21 protein-coding genes are annotated in these 21,226 nt (G+C 42.1%); 18 read left to right on the plus strand and 3 right to left on the minus strand.

Features of this window, described 5'->3' with window-relative positions:
* Positions 1-80: 80 nt before the first annotated feature.
* A complete protein-coding gene (locus tag M1K58_RS29850; RefSeq protein WP_483862590.1) occupies positions 81-281 on the minus strand; it encodes a hypothetical protein in 201 nt (66 codons plus the stop codon).
* A gap of 486 nt (positions 282-767) precedes the next feature.
* Between M1K58_RS29850 and M1K58_RS26035 the strand changes: the two genes are divergently transcribed.
* The 4 genes from M1K58_RS26035 (at position 768) to M1K58_RS26050 (ending at position 4,456) form a co-directional block, all read left to right on the plus strand.
* Positions 768-1,691, plus strand: coding sequence for an AraC family transcriptional regulator (locus M1K58_RS26035; protein WP_256761805.1), 924 nt, complete (start codon positions 768-770; stop codon positions 1,689-1,691).
* Between the two features lie 39 nt (positions 1,692-1,730).
* Positions 1,731-2,300, plus strand: a complete 570-nt coding sequence (locus M1K58_RS26040; protein ID WP_256761806.1) for a GNAT family N-acetyltransferase — start codon at positions 1,731-1,733, stop codon at positions 2,298-2,300.
* A 173-nt stretch (positions 2,301-2,473) separates the two neighbouring features.
* The gene (rbsK, locus tag M1K58_RS26045) at positions 2,474-3,367 is read left to right on the plus strand and encodes a ribokinase (RefSeq protein WP_256761807.1); all 894 of its coding nucleotides are present in this window, start codon (positions 2,474-2,476) and stop codon (positions 3,365-3,367) included.
* A gap of 90 nt (positions 3,368-3,457) precedes the next feature.
* Complete coding sequence (locus M1K58_RS26050; RefSeq protein WP_256761808.1) at positions 3,458-4,456, plus strand: LacI family DNA-binding transcriptional regulator; 999 nt, start codon at positions 3,458-3,460, stop codon at positions 4,454-4,456.
* A 143-nt stretch (positions 4,457-4,599) separates the two neighbouring features.
* Here M1K58_RS26050 and M1K58_RS26055 read toward each other — a convergent pair whose 3' ends face one another.
* Complete coding sequence (locus tag M1K58_RS26055) at positions 4,600-5,985, minus strand: MFS transporter (protein WP_256761809.1); 1,386 nt, start codon at positions 5,983-5,985, stop codon at positions 4,600-4,602.
* Positions 5,986-6,097: 112 nt separating this feature from the next.
* Between M1K58_RS26055 and M1K58_RS26060 the strand changes: the two genes are divergently transcribed.
* The 11 genes from M1K58_RS26060 to M1K58_RS26110 all read left to right on the plus strand — a co-directional run bounded on the left by M1K58_RS26060 (position 6,098) and on the right by M1K58_RS26110 (position 17,144).
* The gene (locus M1K58_RS26060; RefSeq protein ID WP_256761810.1) at positions 6,098-6,985 is read left to right on the plus strand and encodes a LysR family transcriptional regulator; all 888 of its coding nucleotides are present in this window, start codon (positions 6,098-6,100) and stop codon (positions 6,983-6,985) included.
* 34 nt (positions 6,986-7,019) lie between these two features.
* Positions 7,020-7,589 (plus strand): SF0329 family protein, encoded by a 570-nt coding sequence (locus M1K58_RS26065; protein WP_256761811.1) that lies wholly within the window; start codon positions 7,020-7,022, stop codon positions 7,587-7,589.
* A gap of 235 nt (positions 7,590-7,824) precedes the next feature.
* A complete protein-coding gene (locus M1K58_RS26070) occupies positions 7,825-9,042 on the plus strand; it encodes a cation:proton antiporter (RefSeq protein ID WP_256761812.1) in 1,218 nt (405 codons plus the stop codon).
* A 29-nt stretch (positions 9,043-9,071) separates the two neighbouring features.
* Positions 9,072-9,560: a cation:proton antiporter regulatory subunit gene (locus tag M1K58_RS26075; protein WP_256761813.1), complete on the plus strand. Its 489-nt coding sequence runs from the start codon at positions 9,072-9,074 to the stop codon at positions 9,558-9,560.
* 183 nt (positions 9,561-9,743) lie between these two features.
* A complete protein-coding gene (locus tag M1K58_RS26080; RefSeq protein ID WP_256761814.1) occupies positions 9,744-10,103 on the plus strand; it encodes a BlaI/MecI/CopY family transcriptional regulator in 360 nt (119 codons plus the stop codon).
* Positions 10,104-10,111: 8 nt separating this feature from the next.
* Positions 10,112-11,779, plus strand: coding sequence for a M56 family metallopeptidase (locus tag M1K58_RS26085; RefSeq protein ID WP_256761815.1), 1,668 nt, complete (start codon positions 10,112-10,114; stop codon positions 11,777-11,779).
* Between the two features lie 205 nt (positions 11,780-11,984).
* Complete coding sequence (locus M1K58_RS26090; protein WP_256761816.1) at positions 11,985-13,097, plus strand: helix-turn-helix domain-containing protein; 1,113 nt, start codon at positions 11,985-11,987, stop codon at positions 13,095-13,097.
* 111 nt (positions 13,098-13,208) lie between these two features.
* Positions 13,209-14,231: an ABC transporter substrate-binding protein gene (locus M1K58_RS26095; protein WP_256761817.1), complete on the plus strand. Its 1,023-nt coding sequence runs from the start codon at positions 13,209-13,211 to the stop codon at positions 14,229-14,231.
* Complete coding sequence (locus M1K58_RS26100) at positions 14,228-15,043, plus strand: alpha/beta hydrolase (RefSeq protein ID WP_256761818.1); 816 nt, start codon at positions 14,228-14,230, stop codon at positions 15,041-15,043. Before M1K58_RS26095 ends, M1K58_RS26100 begins: the two co-directional genes overlap by 4 nt.
* Before the next feature lie 80 nt (positions 15,044-15,123).
* A complete protein-coding gene (locus M1K58_RS26105; RefSeq protein WP_256761819.1) occupies positions 15,124-16,155 on the plus strand; it encodes a FecCD family ABC transporter permease in 1,032 nt (343 codons plus the stop codon).
* Complete coding sequence (locus M1K58_RS26110) at positions 16,155-17,144, plus strand: FecCD family ABC transporter permease (RefSeq protein WP_256761820.1); 990 nt, start codon at positions 16,155-16,157, stop codon at positions 17,142-17,144. Before M1K58_RS26105 ends, M1K58_RS26110 begins: the two co-directional genes overlap by 1 nt.
* Before the next feature lie 69 nt (positions 17,145-17,213).
* On the opposite strand, the gene M1K58_RS26115 is transcribed toward M1K58_RS26110, so the two are convergent.
* Positions 17,214-17,897 carry a Crp/Fnr family transcriptional regulator gene (locus M1K58_RS26115; protein ID WP_256761821.1) on the minus strand — a complete coding sequence of 228 codons (684 nt, stop codon included), beginning with the start codon at positions 17,895-17,897 and terminating at the stop codon, positions 17,214-17,216.
* A 219-nt stretch (positions 17,898-18,116) separates the two neighbouring features.
* Between M1K58_RS26115 and M1K58_RS26120 the strand changes: the two genes are divergently transcribed.
* The 3 genes from M1K58_RS26120 (at position 18,117) to M1K58_RS26130 (ending at position 21,115) form a co-directional block, all read left to right on the plus strand.
* Positions 18,117-19,280 carry a YhgE/Pip domain-containing protein gene (locus M1K58_RS26120; RefSeq protein WP_256761822.1) on the plus strand — a complete coding sequence of 388 codons (1,164 nt, stop codon included), beginning with the start codon at positions 18,117-18,119 and terminating at the stop codon, positions 19,278-19,280.
* A 49-nt stretch (positions 19,281-19,329) separates the two neighbouring features.
* Positions 19,330-20,487: a YhgE/Pip domain-containing protein gene (locus M1K58_RS26125; protein ID WP_256761823.1), complete on the plus strand. Its 1,158-nt coding sequence runs from the start codon at positions 19,330-19,332 to the stop codon at positions 20,485-20,487.
* Between the two features lie 91 nt (positions 20,488-20,578).
* The gene (locus M1K58_RS26130) at positions 20,579-21,115 is read left to right on the plus strand and encodes a PadR family transcriptional regulator (RefSeq protein ID WP_256761824.1); all 537 of its coding nucleotides are present in this window, start codon (positions 20,579-20,581) and stop codon (positions 21,113-21,115) included.
* Positions 21,116-21,226 lie beyond the last annotated feature (111 nt).

The following is a 21,226-nucleotide window of genomic DNA, read 5'->3' on the forward strand; positions in this document are numbered from 1 at the left end:
ATTTGACCATAAGAAAACTGCCTTCGTTGAAAAGGCGGTTTATTCTATCGTGTCCCGATAGCGTAGTAAAGGAGAACACGCTATTTATTTATTTTTCCTTCGTTGATTAGCCATTCTTTATCCTTCAAAGTAAAAACTCCAGGCTCCCATTCCTCTAATTGTCCGTTTCCTCCAATTATATGTCCATTATATTCATAAATGGAGGCGTATATTTTCTTTCCTGTTTTTTGTTTTTCTTTTAGCATGTAGGTTGTAATTTCAATTTCTTTATACGGCTTCAAATCAATACCTGCGATTGTTGCAGGTAGAAAGTTTTTTGTATCTTGCGTTCTTTCGCTTATTTTTTCCTCAATATGCCAGCCGAACGATTTAAGATATTCAACATGTTTAACATTGTTCTGATCGATTGGCTCTTTACTGCAACCAATCAGGAAAACAAAACAACATAATGTAAAATAAATATTAATCTTTTTAATCTTAATGCACCTCCATTTTTCAAATTTTTACATTTCAATTTAAGACGTGAAGACCCACATGAATGTTGCAAATCTTCAACATCCTGTCAGTTAGCTTAATAAGAATAAGCAGAAAGCCGAAGTTTGGTGTTCGTGTCGGTCACAGAAAACAGGCACGATTTGACCAACATATTTTTCTTATTCGATGCGGTGTTCAACTCAGGGAGGGTTATCAATATTAAGGTGAGAAGATCGGGTTTGCGGTGTATAATTTTGGTAGTCTAATACAATAGTAATTGGAGAATGCGATAAATGAATAATGACTATAAAGATAGAATTGATAGAGTAATTAAATACATAGAGGAAAATAGGAATCAAAGACTCAATCTCGATATATTGGCTGCTGTTTCAAATTTTTCGAAATATCATTTTACAAGAATATTTACATCTATAGTCGGTGTGACACCAGTTGCATTTGTAAATCAAGAGCGTTTACAAAAGGCTGTCCATTTGTTGGTTGAAACCAACACGCCCATTTTGGAAATATCAAATCAATGCGGTTTCGAATCGGCGTCATCCTTTAATGCCCTCTTTAAGAAGCACTACAACAAAACACCAAGTGACGTTAGAAATAGCGTAAGGAAAAATAGCAATTTCTCATTACACCTTAGCAATATGCAAGAAGAATTATCTCCTCTGCAGGATTACAATAGAAATAGAGAAAATCAACTCTTAAAAAGAGCATGGGAAAATATGATAACAATTAAGCAACTTCCAGAGCATGAAGTGGCTTACGTTAGACATGTAGGGAGTTATTTGGATACTCATGTTGCTTGGGACAAGTTAGGACGTTGGGCAAGCCAACAGGGACTAACCCCGAACAAGCATCATTTTATCGGAATATCATTGGATGATGGGAATCTCGTTGACGAATTTGCTTGTAGATACGACGCTTGTGTAACATTACCAAGTGGATTCGAGAGACATGAACATAAAATACATGTGGATTTCAAAACACTTTCTGGTGGAATGTATGCTTTATATCCATACTACGACACAATTGATAGATTTGTTCTGGCCTATCAAAACGTATTCAATCTATGGTTACCGAATAGTGAGTATGATGCCGACGATAGTCCATGCCTCGAATTTTGTATGAATGATCCCGCTAAGGATAAAGAAGGGAAATGTAAGGTCGACTTATACATACCGATCAAGAAGAGAGTTGTAGTTTAAGGATATTCTGATAAAAAGAAAACATGGAGCGGTGACGGAATGAACATAGAAGCAGTTTTTGAGCAGTTTCCTATCCTGAATTCAGATGATTTCGTATTAAAGAAGATTGAAGATCATCATCTTAACGAAGTTTTTGAAATCTATAACAATGACAAAGTGTTTGAATACTGCGGCATAATACCCAAACACAATAAAGATACTGTAAAAAATATGATTGGCCATTTTGAGAGAGATTATAAAAAAAGGTCAAGGGTTAAGTGGGGGATATTCGCCAACCCTAAGCCCGATCAGCTGCTTGGAATTATTGAAGCTGTCGACTTTAATCAAAAGGTACACGTTGTAACGATTGGCTACTATTTATCGGAATCACATTGGGGAAAAGGTACCGCTACCGAAGCGGTAAAAATATTACTCGATTTTTTGTTTATGGATGTCAACGTCAACAGAATTCAAGCTGAAGTGATGCCTCTAAATGAGACTTCTAAGAAGGTATTATTGAAGAATGGTTTCATCAAAGAAGGAACATTAAGACAAGCAACACTATGGGCAGGTAAAGGTATCGTCGACTTAGAAATATATAGTATTTTAAAAGAAGACTATGTAAAATGATTTTCGTGAGATTATAACGTAATATAAAAGCTAATAAAAAAGTGACTTTAGAATCGTTGACTTTAAAATGGAAGCGATTTATCATTTCATTTAACCGGTTAAATGAAATCCCGATATATAAGCATGATCCGGCAGATGATGAGCTATTACGGCCCAGAGGAGGTTGAATTGAATTGAAAATCGTTGTCGTTGGTAGCATTAACATGGATTATTCGCTGAGGGTGCAGCAATTGCCCCGCAAGGGAGAGACCGTATCGGCGTCCTCGTATATTGTTACGGCAGGCGGTAAGGGTGCTAACCAAGCTGTTGCCGCCAGAAGGCTGGGTGCGGAAGTTGCGCTCATCGGCGCACTGGGCGCAGACGAGGCGGGACGCGAGCTTAAGGCTCGGTTAAATCAGGAAGGTATTGACCTGTCGGGTGTAGCGGTGACTAATGGCTACACGGGAATCGCGCAAATTACGGTAGAGGATTCGGGAGAAAATTCGATCGTGATTGCTCCCGGAGCGAACAGCGAGCTGGAAAGCGTTTGGATCGAGCGGAACGAATCGCTGCTTCGTGAGGCGGACTTCGTACTTGTGCAATTGGAGATTCCGATGGATTCGGTAGGGACTGCCGTTCGGGTGGCGCATCGCCTTGGCCGCAAGGTTATACTGAATCCGGCGCCGGCGAAGCCCATTCCGGAGGAGTTGTATCCTTGCATCGACATCCTGACCCCAAACGAGACGGAGCTACAGAAGCTGACTGGCTACTCTGACGTTCAGGAGGGTGCGAAAGCACTGCTTGCCAAAGGCGTAAAACGTGTCATCGTGACATTGGGGGAACGGGGCTGCTTCTGCATGGACGCGGAGCATGCATTGTCCGTGCCGAGCGTACCGATTATCGCCATCGACGCGACGGGTGCCGGAGACGCATTCAATGGAGCGTTGGCCGTAGCATTAAGCGAGAAGATGGCGCTGGAGGAAGCGTTAGGCTTCGCAAACCAGGTAGGTGCGTGGGTGGCATCCCGCGCCGGGGCGCAGATTGCGATGCCTTATCGCCGGGAGATTGACGGAGAAGCTATCTCCTAATCATTTGGCTGTTCAGCTGCACTAGGAGAATAGATCGCGAGAGCTCAGACGGAATGCTGCTATGCGGGGGAATGGCAAGGAGGAATGAAGATGAAGAAACCAACCATGCTGGACATTGCGAAGCGGGTCGGCGTTACGAAGGCGACGGTATCCATGGTAATGAACAAGAAGGACGCACTGATCAGCCAGGAGACAAGGGAAAAGATTATTCGGGTTGCGGACGAGCTCGGTTACATTCCGAATACGTTGGCGCGAAGCCTTAATACGAAGAAATCGGGCACGATCGGCGTCATCCTTCCGGATATCACGAACCCATTCTTTGCGGAAATGGCGAGAGCTATTGAAGACGAAGCGCATCGGATGCAGTACAATGTCATCATCTGCAATACCGACAACCAGGTTCCGATGGAAGACCGCTGCATACGGTTACTGATTGGTAAGCTCGTGGACGGCGTGATCCTGATTGCGGGGGGGACAAGCGAGAGCAGCCTTACACTGCTGCAGCAGCATGCGGTTCCGTTCGTACTGGTGGACCGTCACATTCCGGGCTGCGAGGATTATCCCGGCGTTTACTGCATGAGTGACGACGGGGTAATGGCCGGCGTCCGGCACTTGTACGACAAGGGATTGCGCAAAATCGTTTACGTGAGAGGCCCTCGGGAGCTGCCAGTGTTCGAATACAGGGTGAATGCATACGAGGAAATCATGAAGCAGCTCGGGATTTATGACGAGCGCTACGTCTTTGATGGCTTGCCGACGCTGGACGGAGGTATTTCCGTTACCGATCGGATTTTGCGGGAAATAGAGGGCGTCGAGGGAGTTATCTACAGCAACGACGTGATGGCAATGGGCGGGCTGAAGGCTCTCAACCGAATGGGCTATCGTGTACCCGACGACATTCGCGTCATCGGCTACGACAATATTCAGATTTCCCGGTTCATTGAGCCTGAGCTGACGACGATCGCTCAGCCGATTGCCGAGATGGGCAAGGCATCTTGCACCCTCATTATCAATATTATTAACGAAGTGCCCTTAGATCAAATGAAGATTTTCTTCAAAGCAGAACTGATCGTCAGAGGAACCTCTTGATGGGAACATTTCGTTCTTGATGACAACGCAAGCCTAGAATAGAGACCTAAGAAGCTTAAGCGCAGCAAGCCCCTCATCAAATGTGAGGGGCTTTTCGTATGAACATTTTACGCAGAGGATTGATTTTACTTGCAGGTGAAAACCTACGACTCTTGCAATTGTCCTGACTCTCGGCGCCGTCGATTCATGAATACCAAAGACAGTGCAATTACCGTGAGGATAATCCCAAGCACTTGAAATCCCTCGAAGTTAAACTTATCTCCCATTACGATACCTATAAGCAAGGAAGAAAGTATCGTTCCCAGGTATCTGGATGTATTAAATAGTCCGGATGCTACACCGATGATTTCTTTCGGAGAAGTTTGGAACAAGGCCGCTTGCATGCCTACATTGTTCAACCCGTTGCTAATACCGAATGCAGCCAATGCGAAACTCACGCTCATAACGGGTGAAGTTTGATTCAGTGTCACGAGCCACACCGACCCTATTGTCATCAGGATTGCGGACACTAGCAATGCGGGTCGAGGTCCTGATTTATCGATCCATCGTCCTGCTATTGGAGAAGTAATTAGCGAGCACAAACCTAAGCTTAGCATGAGAATTCCTGTTTGGAACTCGCTGACATGGCGTACCAATTGCAAGTAGGACGGAAGCCCGAAAAAGAGCGAATAATAAAGTACGTTAACGAGCATAAATTCGATATTAACCCTAATCATTGCAGGATATTTGGCGAATGTTCGCAAAGGAATAAAGGGTGACCTCGCTTTTAACTCATGTCGTACGAATGCTCCCAGCGCACTGAGGCCTATCAGCCCGACAATAACATGACTTAGTGAGATATGCCCGGATGATTTTGCTGAGAGTAATCCAAAGAGTAGGGCAACCAGTCCCACTGTGAAGAGCAGGACCCCTGACGCATCAATCAAATCAAACCATTTGCGAAAGGACATGCCCTGCGCAACGGATGTTGACGGTCCGTCCTTAGGGATATTCCTCCAAGATAATAGAAAGCTTAACACCACGAATGGAATATTGACGAAAAAGATAGCCGGCCAGCCCCACCAGTGAATGAAAACCCCGCCAATAAACGGTCCGATGGCTGCCGCTCCGGATAGGAATATGGACAAAACAGACAGCGCGGTCGCTTGTTTCTCCGTAATATGAATTCGCACTATGGCCATGCCAACCGCAACCATCATGCTTGTTCCGATGGCTTGCACAATGCGAAACACGATGAGCCACCCGAAGCTTGGTGATAGTGGAGCTAATAATGATGCAATGAAGGCTACGACAAGCCCGATAAGAAATATCTTCCTGCGACCGAATAAATCGCTTGCCTTTCCCATGATAGGTTGAGCGATAGCGCTCGCAATATAAAAGGAAAAAACAATCCAGGAAACACCTGTGAAGTCTAGCTGGAACACATTTTGTAGACTTGGAATAGCAACAGAAACCATCGAAGAATTTAAGGGGTTCAATAGTATCCCAAGACCAACTGAAATCATCAACCACCTGCTGCGAGCATTCATTTTTGGTCCCCCCAAAGTGTATTAATGTCATCGTACTTGAAGTCGCATATTTATTCCAACGCATTTCATGTTATGATTTCATTGACTCTGAGGAATGAATGGGAGGTGCTATATGGAGCTTCTTCAACTGCAATATTTTCTCGCGGTAGCTCGTTTGGAACATGTGACCGAAGCCGCACGAAGTCTGCACGTTACTCAATCGTCCTTAAGCAAAACGATTCAACGCTTGGAGGAGGATCTAGGGGTCCCTCTATTCGATCGAACAGGGAGGAAGCTGCGATTGAATGAGTTCGGTAGCAGATTCCTTCGCCGTGCAGAAAGGGCTTTATTTGAATTGGAACAGGGGAAGCAGGAGATTAGCGATTTGTCCAGCCCGGAACAGGGCACACTCGAATTGGCGGTGACGACCGCAAGCACGTTACCAAATATCCTTCGTGAATTTCGCAAAAAGCGGCCCGATATCCAATTCCATGTGCAGATGCTAACCATGAAGGAAATGGTTACGCTTCTTCATAGAGGAGAAGTCGATTACTGCTTGTCCTCACCACCGATACAAGGGGATGACATTGAATGTGAAATCGTGTTCAACGATCCAATTCTTGTTGCTGTACCAAAGGATCATCGGCTGGCAAACCGAAGCAGCGTATCCTTGGCAGAACTAAGGGATGAATGGTTTGTCGGTGTAAAGAGGGGCTACGGTACTCGCGATCTAGTGGACGCTATTTGCAAATCGGCTGGATTTGCACCTAAATATGTATATGAGGGTGATGAGCCTGCAAGGCTAAGCTCTCTGGTCGAAGCAGAAATTGGTATAGCTTTCATACCAAGCACGGCAAGGTTTTCACGGGAACGTATCAAATATCTCCAAGTTGAGAATCACGAATTGGTACGAGAGATTGCATTATTATGGCACAGGGGCCGATACATTTCGCAGGCTGCTCTGGAGTTTCGCGAGGTCGTTGTACAATATTTTGGAGAGATATCCAAACAGACAATGTAAACAGGCTGCACAACGAATACGATAGGAGGATTACATGTCCTGGAGCAAATTGAAGCAAAATTTGGAGAGCTTTCTGAGTCCTGCGTTATACGGAAGGGTCGAATACCGTGCAACCGGCTACCGATATTTACCTGATAAAGCAGGGCTTTGTTATATTATGGTAGATAAAAAGAATGTACTCAATATGTGTGATGTCACTACCCTAATCAGATGGTATCAGACGGAGCTGGAAATTAAGAATGATTCAATTTTCCATATTCCAATCCACAATGAAGAAATTGAAGCGGTCAGAAAAGATACAAAGGGGAACGTTCCAGAGGATCGTCTAAAAGTAATTGTAACAAGTAGAAAAATATCAGAACTTGCAAAGGAACTATGGTCAGCACAGTCATCATTAAGTAAATCAAATTTTAAAGATGTAGCTACTAAGTTTTTATCCATTTCTATAGAGGAAAGCTTAGAGAGCAAGGATATCTTATTAAACATTCTAGCTTTGGTAGACAGACGAGTTGGAAAAAAGCGACTGTTAAATTTGACCGAGAAGATGAAGTTAAAGCATCCAATTGTGCAGTATTTTTATGAACTGCGGCGTAGTACCTTTTGAAAATAAATAACTCATTCACCTCATTCAGAGGGGCGGCGAGCCCCTCTTTTTTGTTGCGTTAGTTCAGTTTTTCCTTTGCAGTGTTGTTACTATGGCGCTGTTTTTAATCATCCACATTTATCCAAGGATAGTTTTCCTTTTGTTGGACAAAAATACGAAAGGGAAATGCTCCTTAGTTTTTTCTGAATGGAAGCTGGGCGGCTGATCAAGTTACATAGGAGGGAAATAAAGCTGTATGGACCATATGATCTTCGAGGTTGGAACCGCATTGTTACTTATAGCGATATTCTCGCTGATTGCAGGTAAATTCAAGTTTTCAATCATACCCTTTTTAATTGTTTTGGGGATGTTAGTTGGTCCGCATGCTCCGACTATTGGTTTGATTGATTTAACTTTCATTGAGAGCAATGCAGTGATCACATTTCTAGGACGTATGGGAGTTTTATTTTTATTATTTTATATTGGACTCGAGTTTTCGGTCTCCAAATTAATTAAATCCGGGCGCAACATTGTGTTTGGTGGATCGGTATACGTTCTCTTAAATTTTATAACTGGTTTAGCCTATGGTTTCTTGGTAAAATTCCCATTATATGAGACGTTAATTATTGCAGGGATGTTGTCCGTATCCTCCACGGCCATAGTGGCGAAAGTATTGGTAGATTTCAGACGGACGGGAAACTCCGAAACAGAGCTCATCTTGGGCATGATTTTGTTTGATGATTTGTTTCTTGCTGTCTTCCTATCCGTGATGTCAGGACTGCTGCTTGGAGGAGCATCATCCGTAGGTGGAATTCTGCTATCCGTAGCGATCTCAATGGGTTATATGCTGCTGTTCTTCGTCATCGCAAGGAAAGGGACGCCTTTATTAAACAAATTGTTAAATATCACATCCAATGAGATATTTATTATTGTAGTATTCTCATTGCTGTTCTTTATCTCAGGCTTCTCCGAGACTTTGCACGTAGCAGAAGCCATCGGTGCATTATTATTTGGACTAGCCTTATCGGAGACAAATCATAGTAAAAGGATTGAGCATCTTGTGATTCCGTTCCGGGATTTCTTCGGTGCCATATTCTTCTTTAGCTTCGGTCTAAGTATTGATCCATTAACACTTGGAGATGCAGCATGGATTGCGATCGGGGCTATCCTGCTAACAGTGTTGGCGAATATTGTAGCCGGTATGATTGCAGGCCGAAAAGCTGGACTATCCCATAAAGCTTCAACCAATATTGGACTTACGGTTATGGCTCGTGGCGAGTTCACGATCATTGTAGCTAATTTAGGCATATCAGCAGGTTTATTACCGATTCTCAAGCCATTTTCTGCACTATATGTGTTAATATTGGCTATTGTTGGACCTTTACTGGCGAAAGAATCAAAACATGTCTATAATGGCTTAAATAAAATATTTAAATGGAACAAACCCAAAGAAAAATCAAAAGAAGCAAACTGATATATATTGAATGGAGGATGTATAAGTAGATGGGAACGATAAGAGAATCTGATCTTCCTGGAATAGGGAAAAAGTATCAAATGGAAACGAATTCGGGCGGTAAGATGGTTGTAGTCATTCATGATGATGGAAGACGGGAGCTTTATCATTTTTTAGATGAGGATCCAGATGAATGTATCTCACAAGTAAGCTTGGACGATGAGGAAGCCAGACAGATCGCTTCAATTATTGGAGGTATGCATTACAAGCCTAAAGCGTTGGATACGATTCAAGTGACGCTCGATGAACTTGTAATTGAATGGCAGAAAATTGAACCACACTTTAAAAGTATTAATAAATCAATCGAGGAACTACAAGTTAGAGCACGATCGGGAGCAACGATCCTTGCTATTGTTGAGAAGGGAAATCAGAAGATTAATCCTGAACCTGAATATAAATTAATGGCGGGTATGACTCTTGTTATAGCTGGAGAGAGAAAACAAATTAAGCTGCTGCATAATTTGCTGCTACAAGGATAACGCAAGTGAAGTAGCGCTGATGCGCAATACGATTAGGGGCTTAGAATCTATAAGAGGATTCTAAGGCCTTTTTTTTTGCGTAAATGGTTTTGCTTACCCCCTCGACAAAGACATTCTAATGCAGTAGAATGTGATTATATTGTTCTACTGTAGTAGAACACGGGTGAAATGAGGTGCTTACATATGGTTATGAAGCTTTTCGACAGCGAGCTTAATATTATGGAAATCTTGTGGAGAGATGGCGATACCGCCGCAAAGAGGATTGCAGAAATAACGAAGGAAAAAATAGGTTGGAGCAAGACCACGACCTATACCATCATTAAGAGGTGCCTTGATAAAGGGGCGATTGAACGGCAAGAGCCAAATTTTGTTTGCCGTGCACTTGTTACACGGGAGCAGGCGCAAGAGCACGAAACAACAGAACTTATTAATAAGATGTATGATGGTGCCCCCGACAGACTCATTGCTTCACTTTTGGGACAGAAACGGTTGACGACTGATGAAATTAATCACTTAAAGCAACTTATTGAGAGCTTGGAATGAGGTGGGAGATGTCATTACTTGAAATGAGTTTATCGGCTTCCATCTTCATTCTTGCGGTTGTGTTCTTTCGTTCCCTGCTCATTCACAAGATGCCCAAAATGACCTTTATGTTTCTTTGGGGTCTTGCGTTATTCCAACTGCTTGTACCTGTTTCTGTTCATTCGCAATTTAGCATTTTTACGGCGGTTAACTATTTAGGAAAGATGTTTACAGTACAAGAAGTAATTCCCGTAGCGGATAGCTCACCCTTAGTAAATGGGGGGACGGTTATCATACCACCCCTAACGGATCATTTGATCCTACCAACCTTACCACTGCAAACAGCTTCACCAATATCACCTATTGTGTGGTTATGGCTTATTGGTTTTATGTTATGTGCTTTGTTTTTCATCATCCCACATTTAAGGGGTCGCAAGAATTACAAAATGTCGTTACCCATTAAAAGTGATTTCATCAGAGAATGGCAGAAGTCAATTCCTTTGTGGCGAAAGGTACAAATCCGTCAATCAGATATAATTACGACTCCGCTCACCTATGGTATTTTTCAGCCTGTGATACTCTTACCGAAAAATATAGATTACACCGATGAAAAACAACTAGAGTTTATCCTTACCCACGAGTTCACTCACATCAAACGGTTTGACACGCTCAAAAAGTGGTTGCTTGCCGCCAGCGTTTGTATCCATTGGTTTAACCCTTTCGTGTGGGTAATGTACGTTCTTGCCAACCGCGACATAGAGCTAAGCTGTGATGAAACGGTGATATGGACATTTGGTGAAAGCATGAAACCCGCTTATGCTATGGCGCTTGTCCGTTTGGAGGAAAAGAAAAGTGGACTGTCCCCATTTGCCAGTAATTTTTCCAAGAACTCAATTGAAGAAAGGATTATATCTATTATGAAAGCTAAGAATACCACGATTACGACGATACTTCTCGCTGTTGCGATTGTAGTCGGAACTGTTACTGTTTTTGCAACTTCTGCACTGGACAATACGGAAGCGGCCTCAGGTTTCGACAACCCTATAGCCGAACCTATGGCAGAACCTATGGCAGAAAGTATGCCTGCCTTATACCAAGGCGGCGATTCTACATTAGCCTCAATGCCGATTGATTTAACATTTACCAAATTGGATGTGCCGAAGTTGATAGACCAACTAAACGCATCAAAGTATCGGGCGGTTTATCTGGACAACGAGATTTATCTGCGTGTAACGAATGATAACTCCATAATGATTAGCAAGGACAACGGGGCAGTTTGGAAACAATATGATACTACTGGTGTCGAAGCAACAGATTTTGCTCACTGGCTTCTGGTAAATGATCCGAATCCGGGCTATTCCATAAAAGAAATGCAGAGTCGCTTGGCAAATGGGGCAGAAGTAAAACATCTAGTGCTTGAAAACGGAAAGGAATTGTATTTTGTAATGGACAAGAACGGCGTACAGATTGAGCTTGTGCAGCCCGAAAAAATAGCTTCTGTCCTGATTGACGGTCAAAGAATGATGATTACTTCCGAGAGAAACCAACCCATGCATATATCAGCACAGATGCTGGAATCATTTTATGACTTGTTAGTTTCCAACAATATACTAACAAAAACTCATGCAGAACAAGATTATTCGGAAAGAATAAAGCATCTTAAAGAAAATGATACGATCTTTAAGATAACGAAATAAAAGGAATATAAGGGATTACAGCAATCAAATAGAATGTCTGGGGACGCGAGCGATTCGCGTCCTTATTTGTATTGATTTCAACGTTGAACAATAGGAGTAAGCATTGCTTGGTTTCTAAAAGCAAAGTATAATTGATAATCATTATCATTGTGCGGATGGATAAGCGAGCGGGCTGTATGTATACAAGCAGTAAAGAGGTGACAGAATGCAAAAGCAATTTCAAAAAACAGATTTAAGTGAGGCTAGACAGTATATAGAAGAGAATTTCACGAAGCAGCTGTCTTTAGCTCATTTGGCTGATCTGACTGGTCTTAGTTCGAGTTACTTTTCTGCGGCGTTCAAACAAGAATATATTCAAAGTCCAATGGAGTTTGTGACACAGTTACGTATACAAAAGGCTAAACAATTATTACAGAAAGATGACGTTCGATTAAAATTTGTAGCAGAAGCTGTTGGCTATAGTGATGAATTTTATTTTAGTCGAGTGTTCAAAAAGGTAGAAGGTGTATCTCCAACGGTGTATACGAGCCAGCAAAAGTCTCATATTGGTGTTGTAACGGGTAATATGATGGGGTATTTACATGCAGCAGGAATAATACCTTTCGCTGCACCCTTAAGCGCCAAATGGACACCCTACTACTATAATTTGTGGCCGCAGCAAATCGAGCATAAGGTAGCATTAACTAACAATAAAAATTATTGTAGCCCAAATGAGCTATTACACTTGCAAATGGATCTTCTTATCTCTCCAAGAGATTTGCCATCAAAGGTGGTCAAACTGATGGAGGATCATTTCCCAGTCTATTGGCTGGATGATAAGCAAAATTGCTTAATCGAATTAACTGAGCTGGCTGCCCGTTTAAATAAACGAGAAGAAGCGACGCAGTGGATCACTCAGTACAATGCACGATTGGAAGACATTCGTCGAGGGTTAGGCTGGTCCACTCATCCACCTAAAGTTCTAGCTATTCGTATCTATCAGCAGCAAATATTTGCTTATTGTAATACAGGCATGCAGCATCTTTTATTTCAAGATTTGGGGGCTGTATCAAGCTATGAGCATCCTGGATTATATAATGCTGAAATCACTTTTGAAGAGCTAGGCAAATTGCAGGTGGACAAGCTATTTACGATTGTATGTCCCGATGATGAGTCACGAGCAACATGGCATCATTTGCAAAGAGATGCTGGATTCAAACAGTTAGAGGCTATCAAGAATCAACAAATCTATGTTATTCATTCGGATCCCTGGTTTGAATATTCACCCGTTGCATTAAGACGAATGCTAGATGAGGTTGCAGTGATGATGCTACCTTAAAAATGTACATGAGTGATCATGATATGTTACATGGTCAAGGTGTCACATCTCTTATATACTCATATTGAGAATGATTATTAATGAGAATATGAGAAAGAAGGAACGTCAATCATGAAGAGGTTTAATGCAAAAAAAATAAGTTATGCTGTAATGGTTGGTTTATTATCCATTGTACTAGCAGCTTGTGGCAGCAATAATGGAGCTAATCAACAAGCAACAGATACTCCAGCAACAACAGGTGAATCTGGCGCATCATCTAGTGCACCAGTTGAATCACCTGTAAAGGAAACGGAAGATGTGGCTAGAGAAGCGTTTGTCGTCAAAGACCAAGTAGGCAATGAAGTAAACATTCCCGGCACTGTAAAAAAGGTGTATGCACCTGGTTTAGAGGATTACTTAGTTACACTTGGTGTGACTCCAGTAGCACAATGGTCAACGGGTGAAAGCCCTCAGCAATATCTACAGTATGCGTTAAGTGGTGTAAAGGAAATTAGCTTTGCTAATGGAGTTCCCTCTCCAGAATCTATCGTAGATTTGGAGCCGGAGTTAATTATATTCCCAACTGCTTTTTACGCACAAAATGGTGTGCATGAAAACTATTCACAAATTGCTTCAACTTACGTGTTTAAGAATGCACTTGGTAACGTTGTAGAAGCAACAGAAACGATCGCCAAAATGCTAGGATTAGAGGATAAGGCAACAGAGGCTATTGCTACTTATAATACAAAGTTAGAAGCAACGAAAGCACAGTTAGCTAGCATTTCTGCCGGTAAAAAAGCGATTTATATTAATGCGAATGCCCGCGCGATCTTTTTGGTAGGTAACTTCCATTATGGGGGCTATGTGCTGAGTGAGCTAGGATTTGCTCAAAGTGCTCTTGTAGAAGGTCAGCCATCTGCTAATATTTCTCTAGAAATGCTGTCTGACATAGACACGGATTATATCTTTATTAACAACAATGACGGGCTTGGGGATGCCTTCCTGGCAGATATTAAAGCTAGCCCATTATGGAGCGCACTGCCAGCAGTTAAAGCGGGACAAGTGTTTGAGGTTAAAGGCGACCACTGGAGATCAAGTGGATTAATTGCTTATCAAAAAACGATGGACGATATTGTGGCGTTCTTGCAACCATGATCATCAAGCCGTACGTAAAGCCTAACTATGAAACGATGCTGATTACGAATAAAACTAATGACTTAAGCTATGAAATTTTTATTGCCAAACCTTCGGATGAGCCTGCAAAGGATGGCTATGGTGTCATCTATGTGCTAGACGGTAATGGACTATTTGAAACCGCTGCTGAGATCACTCGATTGTTGACACGTAAGCCTAAAGGATATCCTCCAGCTATCGTTGTCGGTATTGGTTATCCGGGTGGGGAAGCATTTGATACCGTGCGTCGAATTTATGATTTAACCATGCCAGCCGAGCTTGCAAATTTACCGCAGCGTCCCAATGGGGAGCCTTGGCCAGAATTTGGAGGAGCTGATGAGCTACTTTCATTTTTCGAAAATGATTTAATGCCCGCGATTGATCAGAAGTACGTGATAGATAAGCAGAAGCAGGCATTGTTTGGTCATTCATTGGGAGGCTTGTTCGTTCTTCATGCTTTATATTCACAATCACCACTATTTTCACATTATATTGCAAGCAGTTCATCCATATGGTGGAATCATCATGCAATCGTAAACGAGTTTGAAGTCTTTAAAGCAAAGCTGTCAAAGAGTGATCTAAGTCATGTACTCCGAACGCTTATGATCGTCGGTGGAGATGAGCTTGAGTATATGGTCAAGGATAGCTTAGATTTATGTACTAGCATGATGTCGTTACACATTCCAAGCCTTGAAGTAAGCTGGGCACTGCTTGAGCAAGAGGATCATGTAAGTGTAATATCTGGTGCGATTAGTCGAGCAGTCAAATTTATGCTTACAACATCTTCCGGTTAAGCAAGACATCATATTCGTTTGCAACTGAGCTGGCCCTTGGCTGGCTCTTTTTGTAAAGTGAAGGGAAAGGGCTGGAAGCAATGGTCTCGAATGCTCAGAAAACATCTTTAACAGGAGCAAAAAAGTTATCATTTATATTATTGCTTATCCTAATGCTCCTACTATTAATAGGAGCCTTAGTTCTTGCTATGGCGCTAGGCGCAAAAAAAATTCCATTTGCAGATGTATTCTTGTCGATCTTTGCCTTTGATGGTTCGGCTGCGACTCATCAGGTGATCCAGACCATTCGCTTGCCTCGCGTACTTGCTGCTATGGCTACCGGAGCTGGATTTGCAGTAAGTGGAGCTATTATTCAAGGGATAAGCCGCAATCCTTTAGCTGATTCAGGTATTCTTGGATTAAATGCTGGGGCCGGTGTCATGCTCGTCATTGCGATGGTTTTCTTTCCGACACTTACATTTACGGGATCTCTTTGGCTATGTATTATCGGTGCGGCATTAGGAGCAGGTTTAGTGTTTAGTGTTGGCTTATTAAGCAAACGAGGTTTGACGCCTATTCGACTTGTATTGGCCGGGGCTGCAATATCTGCAATGCTAACTGCCTTAAGCGAAGGGATAAGTATTTTTTTCTCCATTTCACAGCAGGTGGCCTTTTGGTATGGAGGAGGCTTAAGTGGCATTAGCATGGCCCATTTACAGCAAATGCTACCGTGGATGATCCTTGCTCTAATCCTTGCTATCGTCATTTCGAAGTCCATTACACTCCTATCTGTTGGGGATGAAACAGCGGAAGGTCTTGGCGTTCATATTAAGCTGATCAAGAATCTGTCCCTTATAGCAGCATTCGTGTTAGCTGGGGTTTCATGTGCTTTAGCTGGATCTGTTAGCTTTATTGGGTTACTTGCTCCTCACTTGGTACGTTACTTAGTGGGTATAGATTATCGCCATATTATTCCATTATCCGCAATATTGGGAGCTATCATTGTTGTGCTAGCTGATTTAGTGGCACGAATCGTGAATGCCCCCTATGAAATTCCTGTGGGAGCAGTCATTGCTGTTATCGGGATTCCATTCTTTCTGTTTTTGGCACGTAAAGAAGGGCGGGAACGATAATGCAGCTAAGATGGAAGTTTACAGTCATCGCAATAATTTTACTTCTAGGCTTTATGTATAGTCTATCTACGGGTCAAAGTAGCTTAAGCTTAGAAGAGTTATGGCAAACTTTAATGGGAAAGGGAACCCCGAGGCAGGAGCTTGTCCTTTTTCAGTTCCGTATTCCTCGTATGATACTGGCTTTTCTAGTGGGTGGAGCGTTAGCTCTAGCAGGCATGCTACTACAAGCTCTAAGTCGAAATGCATTAGCGGACCCCGGAATATTGGGGATAAATGCTGGAGCAGGATTATCCATGATGCTATTTTTGCTCTTACAAAACAGTTCCACCGGCTTACATACCTATGTTCAACCGTTCTATGCTCTAATGGGCGGATTTATCGTTGTATTCCTATTATTTTTACTTTCATATGATCGCATTCAGGGCATTGTTCCCATACGATTAATTTATACGGGTGTTGCTATTGCGGCCGCGATTAGTGCATTGATGATTGTGCTAACCTACGTCCTGGATCCTTCGCAATATCAAATGATAAAGGTATGGCTGGCAGGGAATATAGGTAATAGTAATTGGAACCATGTGTATGCTATGCTACCTTGGTTAATTTTTATAGTACCTTTAATCTATCGTAATCATCTCGTATTAGATGTGCTAAAGCTTAACGATCCAATCGTAATCAGTGTAGGTGTGTCTGTAAATAAATATCGCGTTTGGTTTTTAGTTTGCAGTGTATTATTGGCAGCACCAGCGGTTGCGGTTAGTGGAAGTATTGGCTTTGTTGGATTAGTCGTTCCACATTTAGTTAGACGACTATTTCGTGGTCATAAAATAATGATTCCCGCATGCTTATTAATAGGAGGCGGATTAGTTGTTATCGCCGATGCTCTTGGTAAGATGGTAGTCGCCAATACTGAAATACCAGCAGGAGTTATCGTTGCCTTAATAGGTGCTCCATACTTTCTATATTTATTAATTAAAAGTGATCATTGACACTTAAATAAGAGCCCTCGGAATCGACATAGATTCCGAGGGCTCTTTGTAAGCTTACCGACATCATGCTCAAACGTCGCCGAGTATATTTCTAAGTGTATCAATGTTGCACACGAGTATTTTCTTCTGATCAATTCGTATGAATTGCTCTTGCTGTAGCTCAAGCAATGATTTGGTCACTGTCTCGCGCGCAGTTCCCGTCATATCTGCCATCTGTTGATGGGTTAGTTTCACATCGATTAAAATTCCTTCAGCAGAGGGAACGCCGTATTGTTCAGTTAGTCGTATCAACATGTGAGCAATGCGCGTTCGCACATCGAGAATGGTCAATTCCGTTATTAATCTATTGGCATCACGTAGACGATCCAATGCTGTTTCCAAAATGCCAATCATGATTTCAGGCTTGCTTGTTATTAAGGGAATGAAGTCGCGTTTTTTCAAAATGCATAAGGTGGATCTCTCGATCGTTCTAGCAGAAGCGGAGCGTACTCTTTCATTTTGCAACAAAGCCATCTCTCCGAAGAAATCACCCTCTCTAAAGATAGAAAAAATCACATCCCTAGAGTTGTTATTTTGAAAGATTTGAATCACTCCGGATATAACCAGATAGAGCTCATCCCCTTCATCGCCTTCAAAGAAAATGGACTCCCCTTTTTTATAAATACGCGTGCTACATAACTTAGAAATTTCAGCGATATGCTCATCATCAAGATGCTCGAAGAACGGGAAATCTCGTAAAAACTGTGGATTCATCTTCAGAGTACCTCCATATTATTGTCAACACTAGCCTAGCAGAACAGTGAGCAACACTCAAGTCATATAGAGTCCGGTATGTTGCTTGTGGGGGGAGTGTCTGAAGCCTTATTGGTTTGACATCTGTAAATAAATTTAATATTATGGGGAAATATAAATTACTTTGTACAGAGTAATACAGGCAAAGTAAAAAGAAGGAATTGGAGGAGTAAGAGCCGTATGAAAATTGTTTTAGATTATTTGAAGGACAAATTATTTGTTGGCGGAATAACCATGCTCATTTTTTATCAAATCATTATGATTACGATTTATATGGCTGGTTATAGCGCTATTCCGAGGAATGTAACTGAGCTTTCTGTCGCAATTGTAAGTGAGGATACGGAGTATGGGGCTGAATTTGCAGAAAAGATTAAGGAACAATTACCGTTTAAGGTGAAAAGCGAGCTAACGCTTGATCAGGCTAAGGAAGAGCTTGATCAGCATGATCTATCTATGGTTGTGCATATTCCAGCAGACTTTACCAGTCATTTATCGAAGCTAGAGGAACAGGTCCAATTAAATTTTTACATTAATAACGCGACTGCTCAGTCTGTAAGTGGCACGATGCAGACTGTTGCTAACCAGATTACCAGCCAGATCAGTCAACAGCTGAAAGTGGAAAATATGCAAGGCATTTTGCAAGGAATGCAAGTACCAGAAGAGCAAGCAATCTCACTTGCTGAAGGCGCAGTTAACAAAGTGAAGACGAATATTATTCAATCTAATGTCCCTCCCGCGGGTATGCATAACGCAATGGCACCGATGTTCCTTACAATCGTGTCCTATGTTGGAGCTATGATCTTCTCGATGATGGCGGTAGGCACTCTAAATAAACTGAAGAGTAAGCATGGGAAATGGAAAGCCTTCTTTACCTTGCAAGGTCTTATGGTGGGGCTATCCCTAATTGGACCACTAGTTGGACTTGGCATCTATTTCTCTATTCAAGGAGGATACGGGTTCGATGTGTTCTTCAGTATGTGGTTATCTCATGCCTTGGAAATGTTCGTGGCGATACAAGTGACGAGCGTCATCACTATGCTGTTAGGGCAAGCGGGGATGCTAATAAATATGCCTTATCTATTGATTCAAGTGATTGGAACCGGAGCGATCATGCCTCAAGAAATGATGTCAGGATTCTTTAAGTTCTTCAGCAGCTTTTCTGTCATGCATTACAGTGTTGAAACGGATTATAGCTTGCTGTTTGGTGGGGGCAATATTGCAGAAAGCATAAGTATGATGGGTGTAATTGGCGCGGTAGCTTTACTTATCAACATGGTCATTCATAAGCTTAAGGCTGTTACTGATTCGAAAAAAGCGAAGATAGAAGAGAAATCAGCAGCGTAGGCTGGAAACGTAAATGAAGAGAAATAGATATGAAGGAGACGGAGATTGAATGAGAACAGTTTTTGAGTATCTTAAGAGCAAATCAATCATTGGCGGCATAGCTATGACTATTTTTATCCAAGTTGTATTTATTAGCATCTTCATGGCAGGGTTTAAACCTGCTCTAAATAATGTCTCAGAGCTTACAGTCGCCATTATCAATGAGGATCCTCAGTACGGAATGGAGATGGTTGAGAAGCTTGAGGGTCAGCTCCCATTTAAGACGGTAAGCGACCTGCCGTTTGGGCAGGCTAAGAAGGAGCTCGACGAACGTAAGATCCATATGATTGTGCATATTCCAGCGGACTTTACGCAGAAGCTAATGCAACAGAACGAACAAGTTCAGCTTGATTTCTACATTAATCAATCTAATCCACAGATGACTAGCACGACAATGCAAACTGTTGCAACGCAATTTTCAGACGGGATCAAGAATCAGCTCGGAATGGAAACTATGAAAGGCATCCTACAAGGGTTGAATTTGCCAGAGGAACAAGCGGGACAGCAGGCTGAGAACGTTGCTAATAAGGTGAAATCAAACATCATTAACTCCAATACGCCACCAACGGGAATGCATAACATGATGGCTCCAATGTTCCTGACGTTGGCCAGCTATGTAGGGGCTATGATATTCACGATGATTGCGGCAGCTCAACTCAAACAAATGAAAACAAAGTTTGGAAAATGGAGATCCTTCTGGGCGATGCAGGTTGGGAACGCTCTTGTTTCCCTCATTGTTCCGATTGTAGGAGTAAGTATTTATTTCTTATTTCAAGGCTATGAAACCGATGTGTTTGTTAGTATGTGGTTATCGCATGCCTTGGAGATGTTCGTTGCAATGGGTGTGACCGGCCTCTTCGCGATGCTGCTAGGTCAAGCCGGTGCCTTTATTAATATGCCTCTCATGCTGATCCAGACTGTCTGCAGTGGTTCGGTCATGCCACAGGATATGATGCCTGCTTTATATAAATTCATCAGCTCCATCTCTGTAATGTATTACAGCGTCCAATCGGATTACAGTCACCTGTTTGGTGGTGGCAATGCAGCAGAAAGCATGGGCATGATGGCTATCATTGGCGCAGGAACCATACTGATTTCCATGGTCATTAACGGATTTCAATCCACTAAATCGAATAATGGCAAACAGGAGGTTGAACTAGCGGCCTAGGTAGGGGGAAATTAATTGGTCGATAGCATGGAGTTCGTGATACGATAATGTTATCGTCCTTCCCTTTATATCACCCTTTAGGAGGCTCGCAATGTCACTTCAAATATTAATTTTAGGTTTATTGAGTAAAGAGGATCATCATCCTTATAGTGTCAAAAAAATGATTAATAAATATACGAAGGATGTTATTCAAGTTACGGACGGAAACCTGTATTATAATTTTGATTTCCTTCACAAAAAAGGACTCATTCAAAAAGTGCAGGATGTTCAGGGAGATAGCCGACCGAGTAAAACGACGTATGGGATAACGGAAGAAGGTCGAAAGGCACTTGAGGAAAATATATATGAAACCTTTAAACATGCTAAATCCATTCAATTGTTGTATTCCTCGTTGTTATTCATTGACCTCGTAGATCGTAGTCGACTTTCCTATATGGTCAACGAAACCATTCTCGAAATAAAGAAAAAAATCGAATGGATTGAGGCTCTTCATAAAGAAGGCAATAAGGACTTGAACGAGCCTCGTACTAGAGAATACATTGATTTTATTGTCATTAATTCTACTGAAGGCCTGAAGACGGAATTGAATGCCTTTGAACGGTTGCTGCTGCTTCTCCAGAAGCAATAGGGATTTTTCTTGTCCCTAATGGCAATAGGGATATATCGGTTCAGACCCTTCCTTGACTGGAAGGGTTTTTTATTTGCGAGTGGAATTTTTATGTATAGTAGAAAACAAATG

The organism is Cohnella sp. WQ 127256, assembly GCF_024519285.1.
Classification (GTDB): Bacteria; Bacillota; Bacilli; order Paenibacillales; family Paenibacillaceae; genus Cohnella.

Bases quoted from the DNA above. Each gene is read 5' to 3' on its own strand.
- M1K58_RS26035 (WP_256761805.1), top strand. From the start codon at position 768: ATGAATAATGACTATAAAGATAGAATTGATAGAGTAATTAAATACATA.
- M1K58_RS26040 (WP_256761806.1), top strand. From the start codon at position 1,731: ATGAACATAGAAGCAGTTTTTGAGCAGTTTCCTATCCTGAATTCAGAT.
- M1K58_RS26050 (WP_256761808.1), top strand. From the start codon at position 3,458: ATGAAGAAACCAACCATGCTGGACATTGCGAAGCGGGTCGGCGTTACG.
- M1K58_RS26055 (WP_256761809.1), bottom strand. From the start codon at position 5,985: ATGAATGCTCGCAGCAGGTGGTTGATGATTTCAGTTGGTCTTGGGATA.
- M1K58_RS26060 (WP_256761810.1), top strand. From the start codon at position 6,098: ATGGAGCTTCTTCAACTGCAATATTTTCTCGCGGTAGCTCGTTTGGAA.
- M1K58_RS26065 (WP_256761811.1), top strand. From the start codon at position 7,020: ATGTCCTGGAGCAAATTGAAGCAAAATTTGGAGAGCTTTCTGAGTCCT.
- M1K58_RS26070 (WP_256761812.1), top strand. From the start codon at position 7,825: ATGGACCATATGATCTTCGAGGTTGGAACCGCATTGTTACTTATAGCG.
- M1K58_RS26075 (WP_256761813.1), top strand. From the start codon at position 9,072: ATGGGAACGATAAGAGAATCTGATCTTCCTGGAATAGGGAAAAAGTAT.
- M1K58_RS26080 (WP_256761814.1), top strand. From the start codon at position 9,744: ATGGTTATGAAGCTTTTCGACAGCGAGCTTAATATTATGGAAATCTTG.
- M1K58_RS26085 (WP_256761815.1), top strand. From the start codon at position 10,112: ATGTCATTACTTGAAATGAGTTTATCGGCTTCCATCTTCATTCTTGCG.
- M1K58_RS26090 (WP_256761816.1), top strand. From the start codon at position 11,985: ATGCAAAAGCAATTTCAAAAAACAGATTTAAGTGAGGCTAGACAGTAT.
- M1K58_RS26095 (WP_256761817.1), top strand. From the start codon at position 13,209: ATGAAGAGGTTTAATGCAAAAAAAATAAGTTATGCTGTAATGGTTGGT.
- M1K58_RS26100 (WP_256761818.1), top strand. From the start codon at position 14,228: ATGATCATCAAGCCGTACGTAAAGCCTAACTATGAAACGATGCTGATT.
- M1K58_RS26105 (WP_256761819.1), top strand. From the start codon at position 15,124: ATGGTCTCGAATGCTCAGAAAACATCTTTAACAGGAGCAAAAAAGTTA.
- M1K58_RS26110 (WP_256761820.1), top strand. From the start codon at position 16,155: ATGCAGCTAAGATGGAAGTTTACAGTCATCGCAATAATTTTACTTCTA.
- M1K58_RS26115 (WP_256761821.1), bottom strand. From the start codon at position 17,897: ATGAATCCACAGTTTTTACGAGATTTCCCGTTCTTCGAGCATCTTGAT.
- M1K58_RS26120 (WP_256761822.1), top strand. From the start codon at position 18,117: ATGAAAATTGTTTTAGATTATTTGAAGGACAAATTATTTGTTGGCGGA.
- M1K58_RS26125 (WP_256761823.1), top strand. From the start codon at position 19,330: ATGAGAACAGTTTTTGAGTATCTTAAGAGCAAATCAATCATTGGCGGC.
- M1K58_RS26130 (WP_256761824.1), top strand. From the start codon at position 20,579: ATGTCACTTCAAATATTAATTTTAGGTTTATTGAGTAAAGAGGATCAT.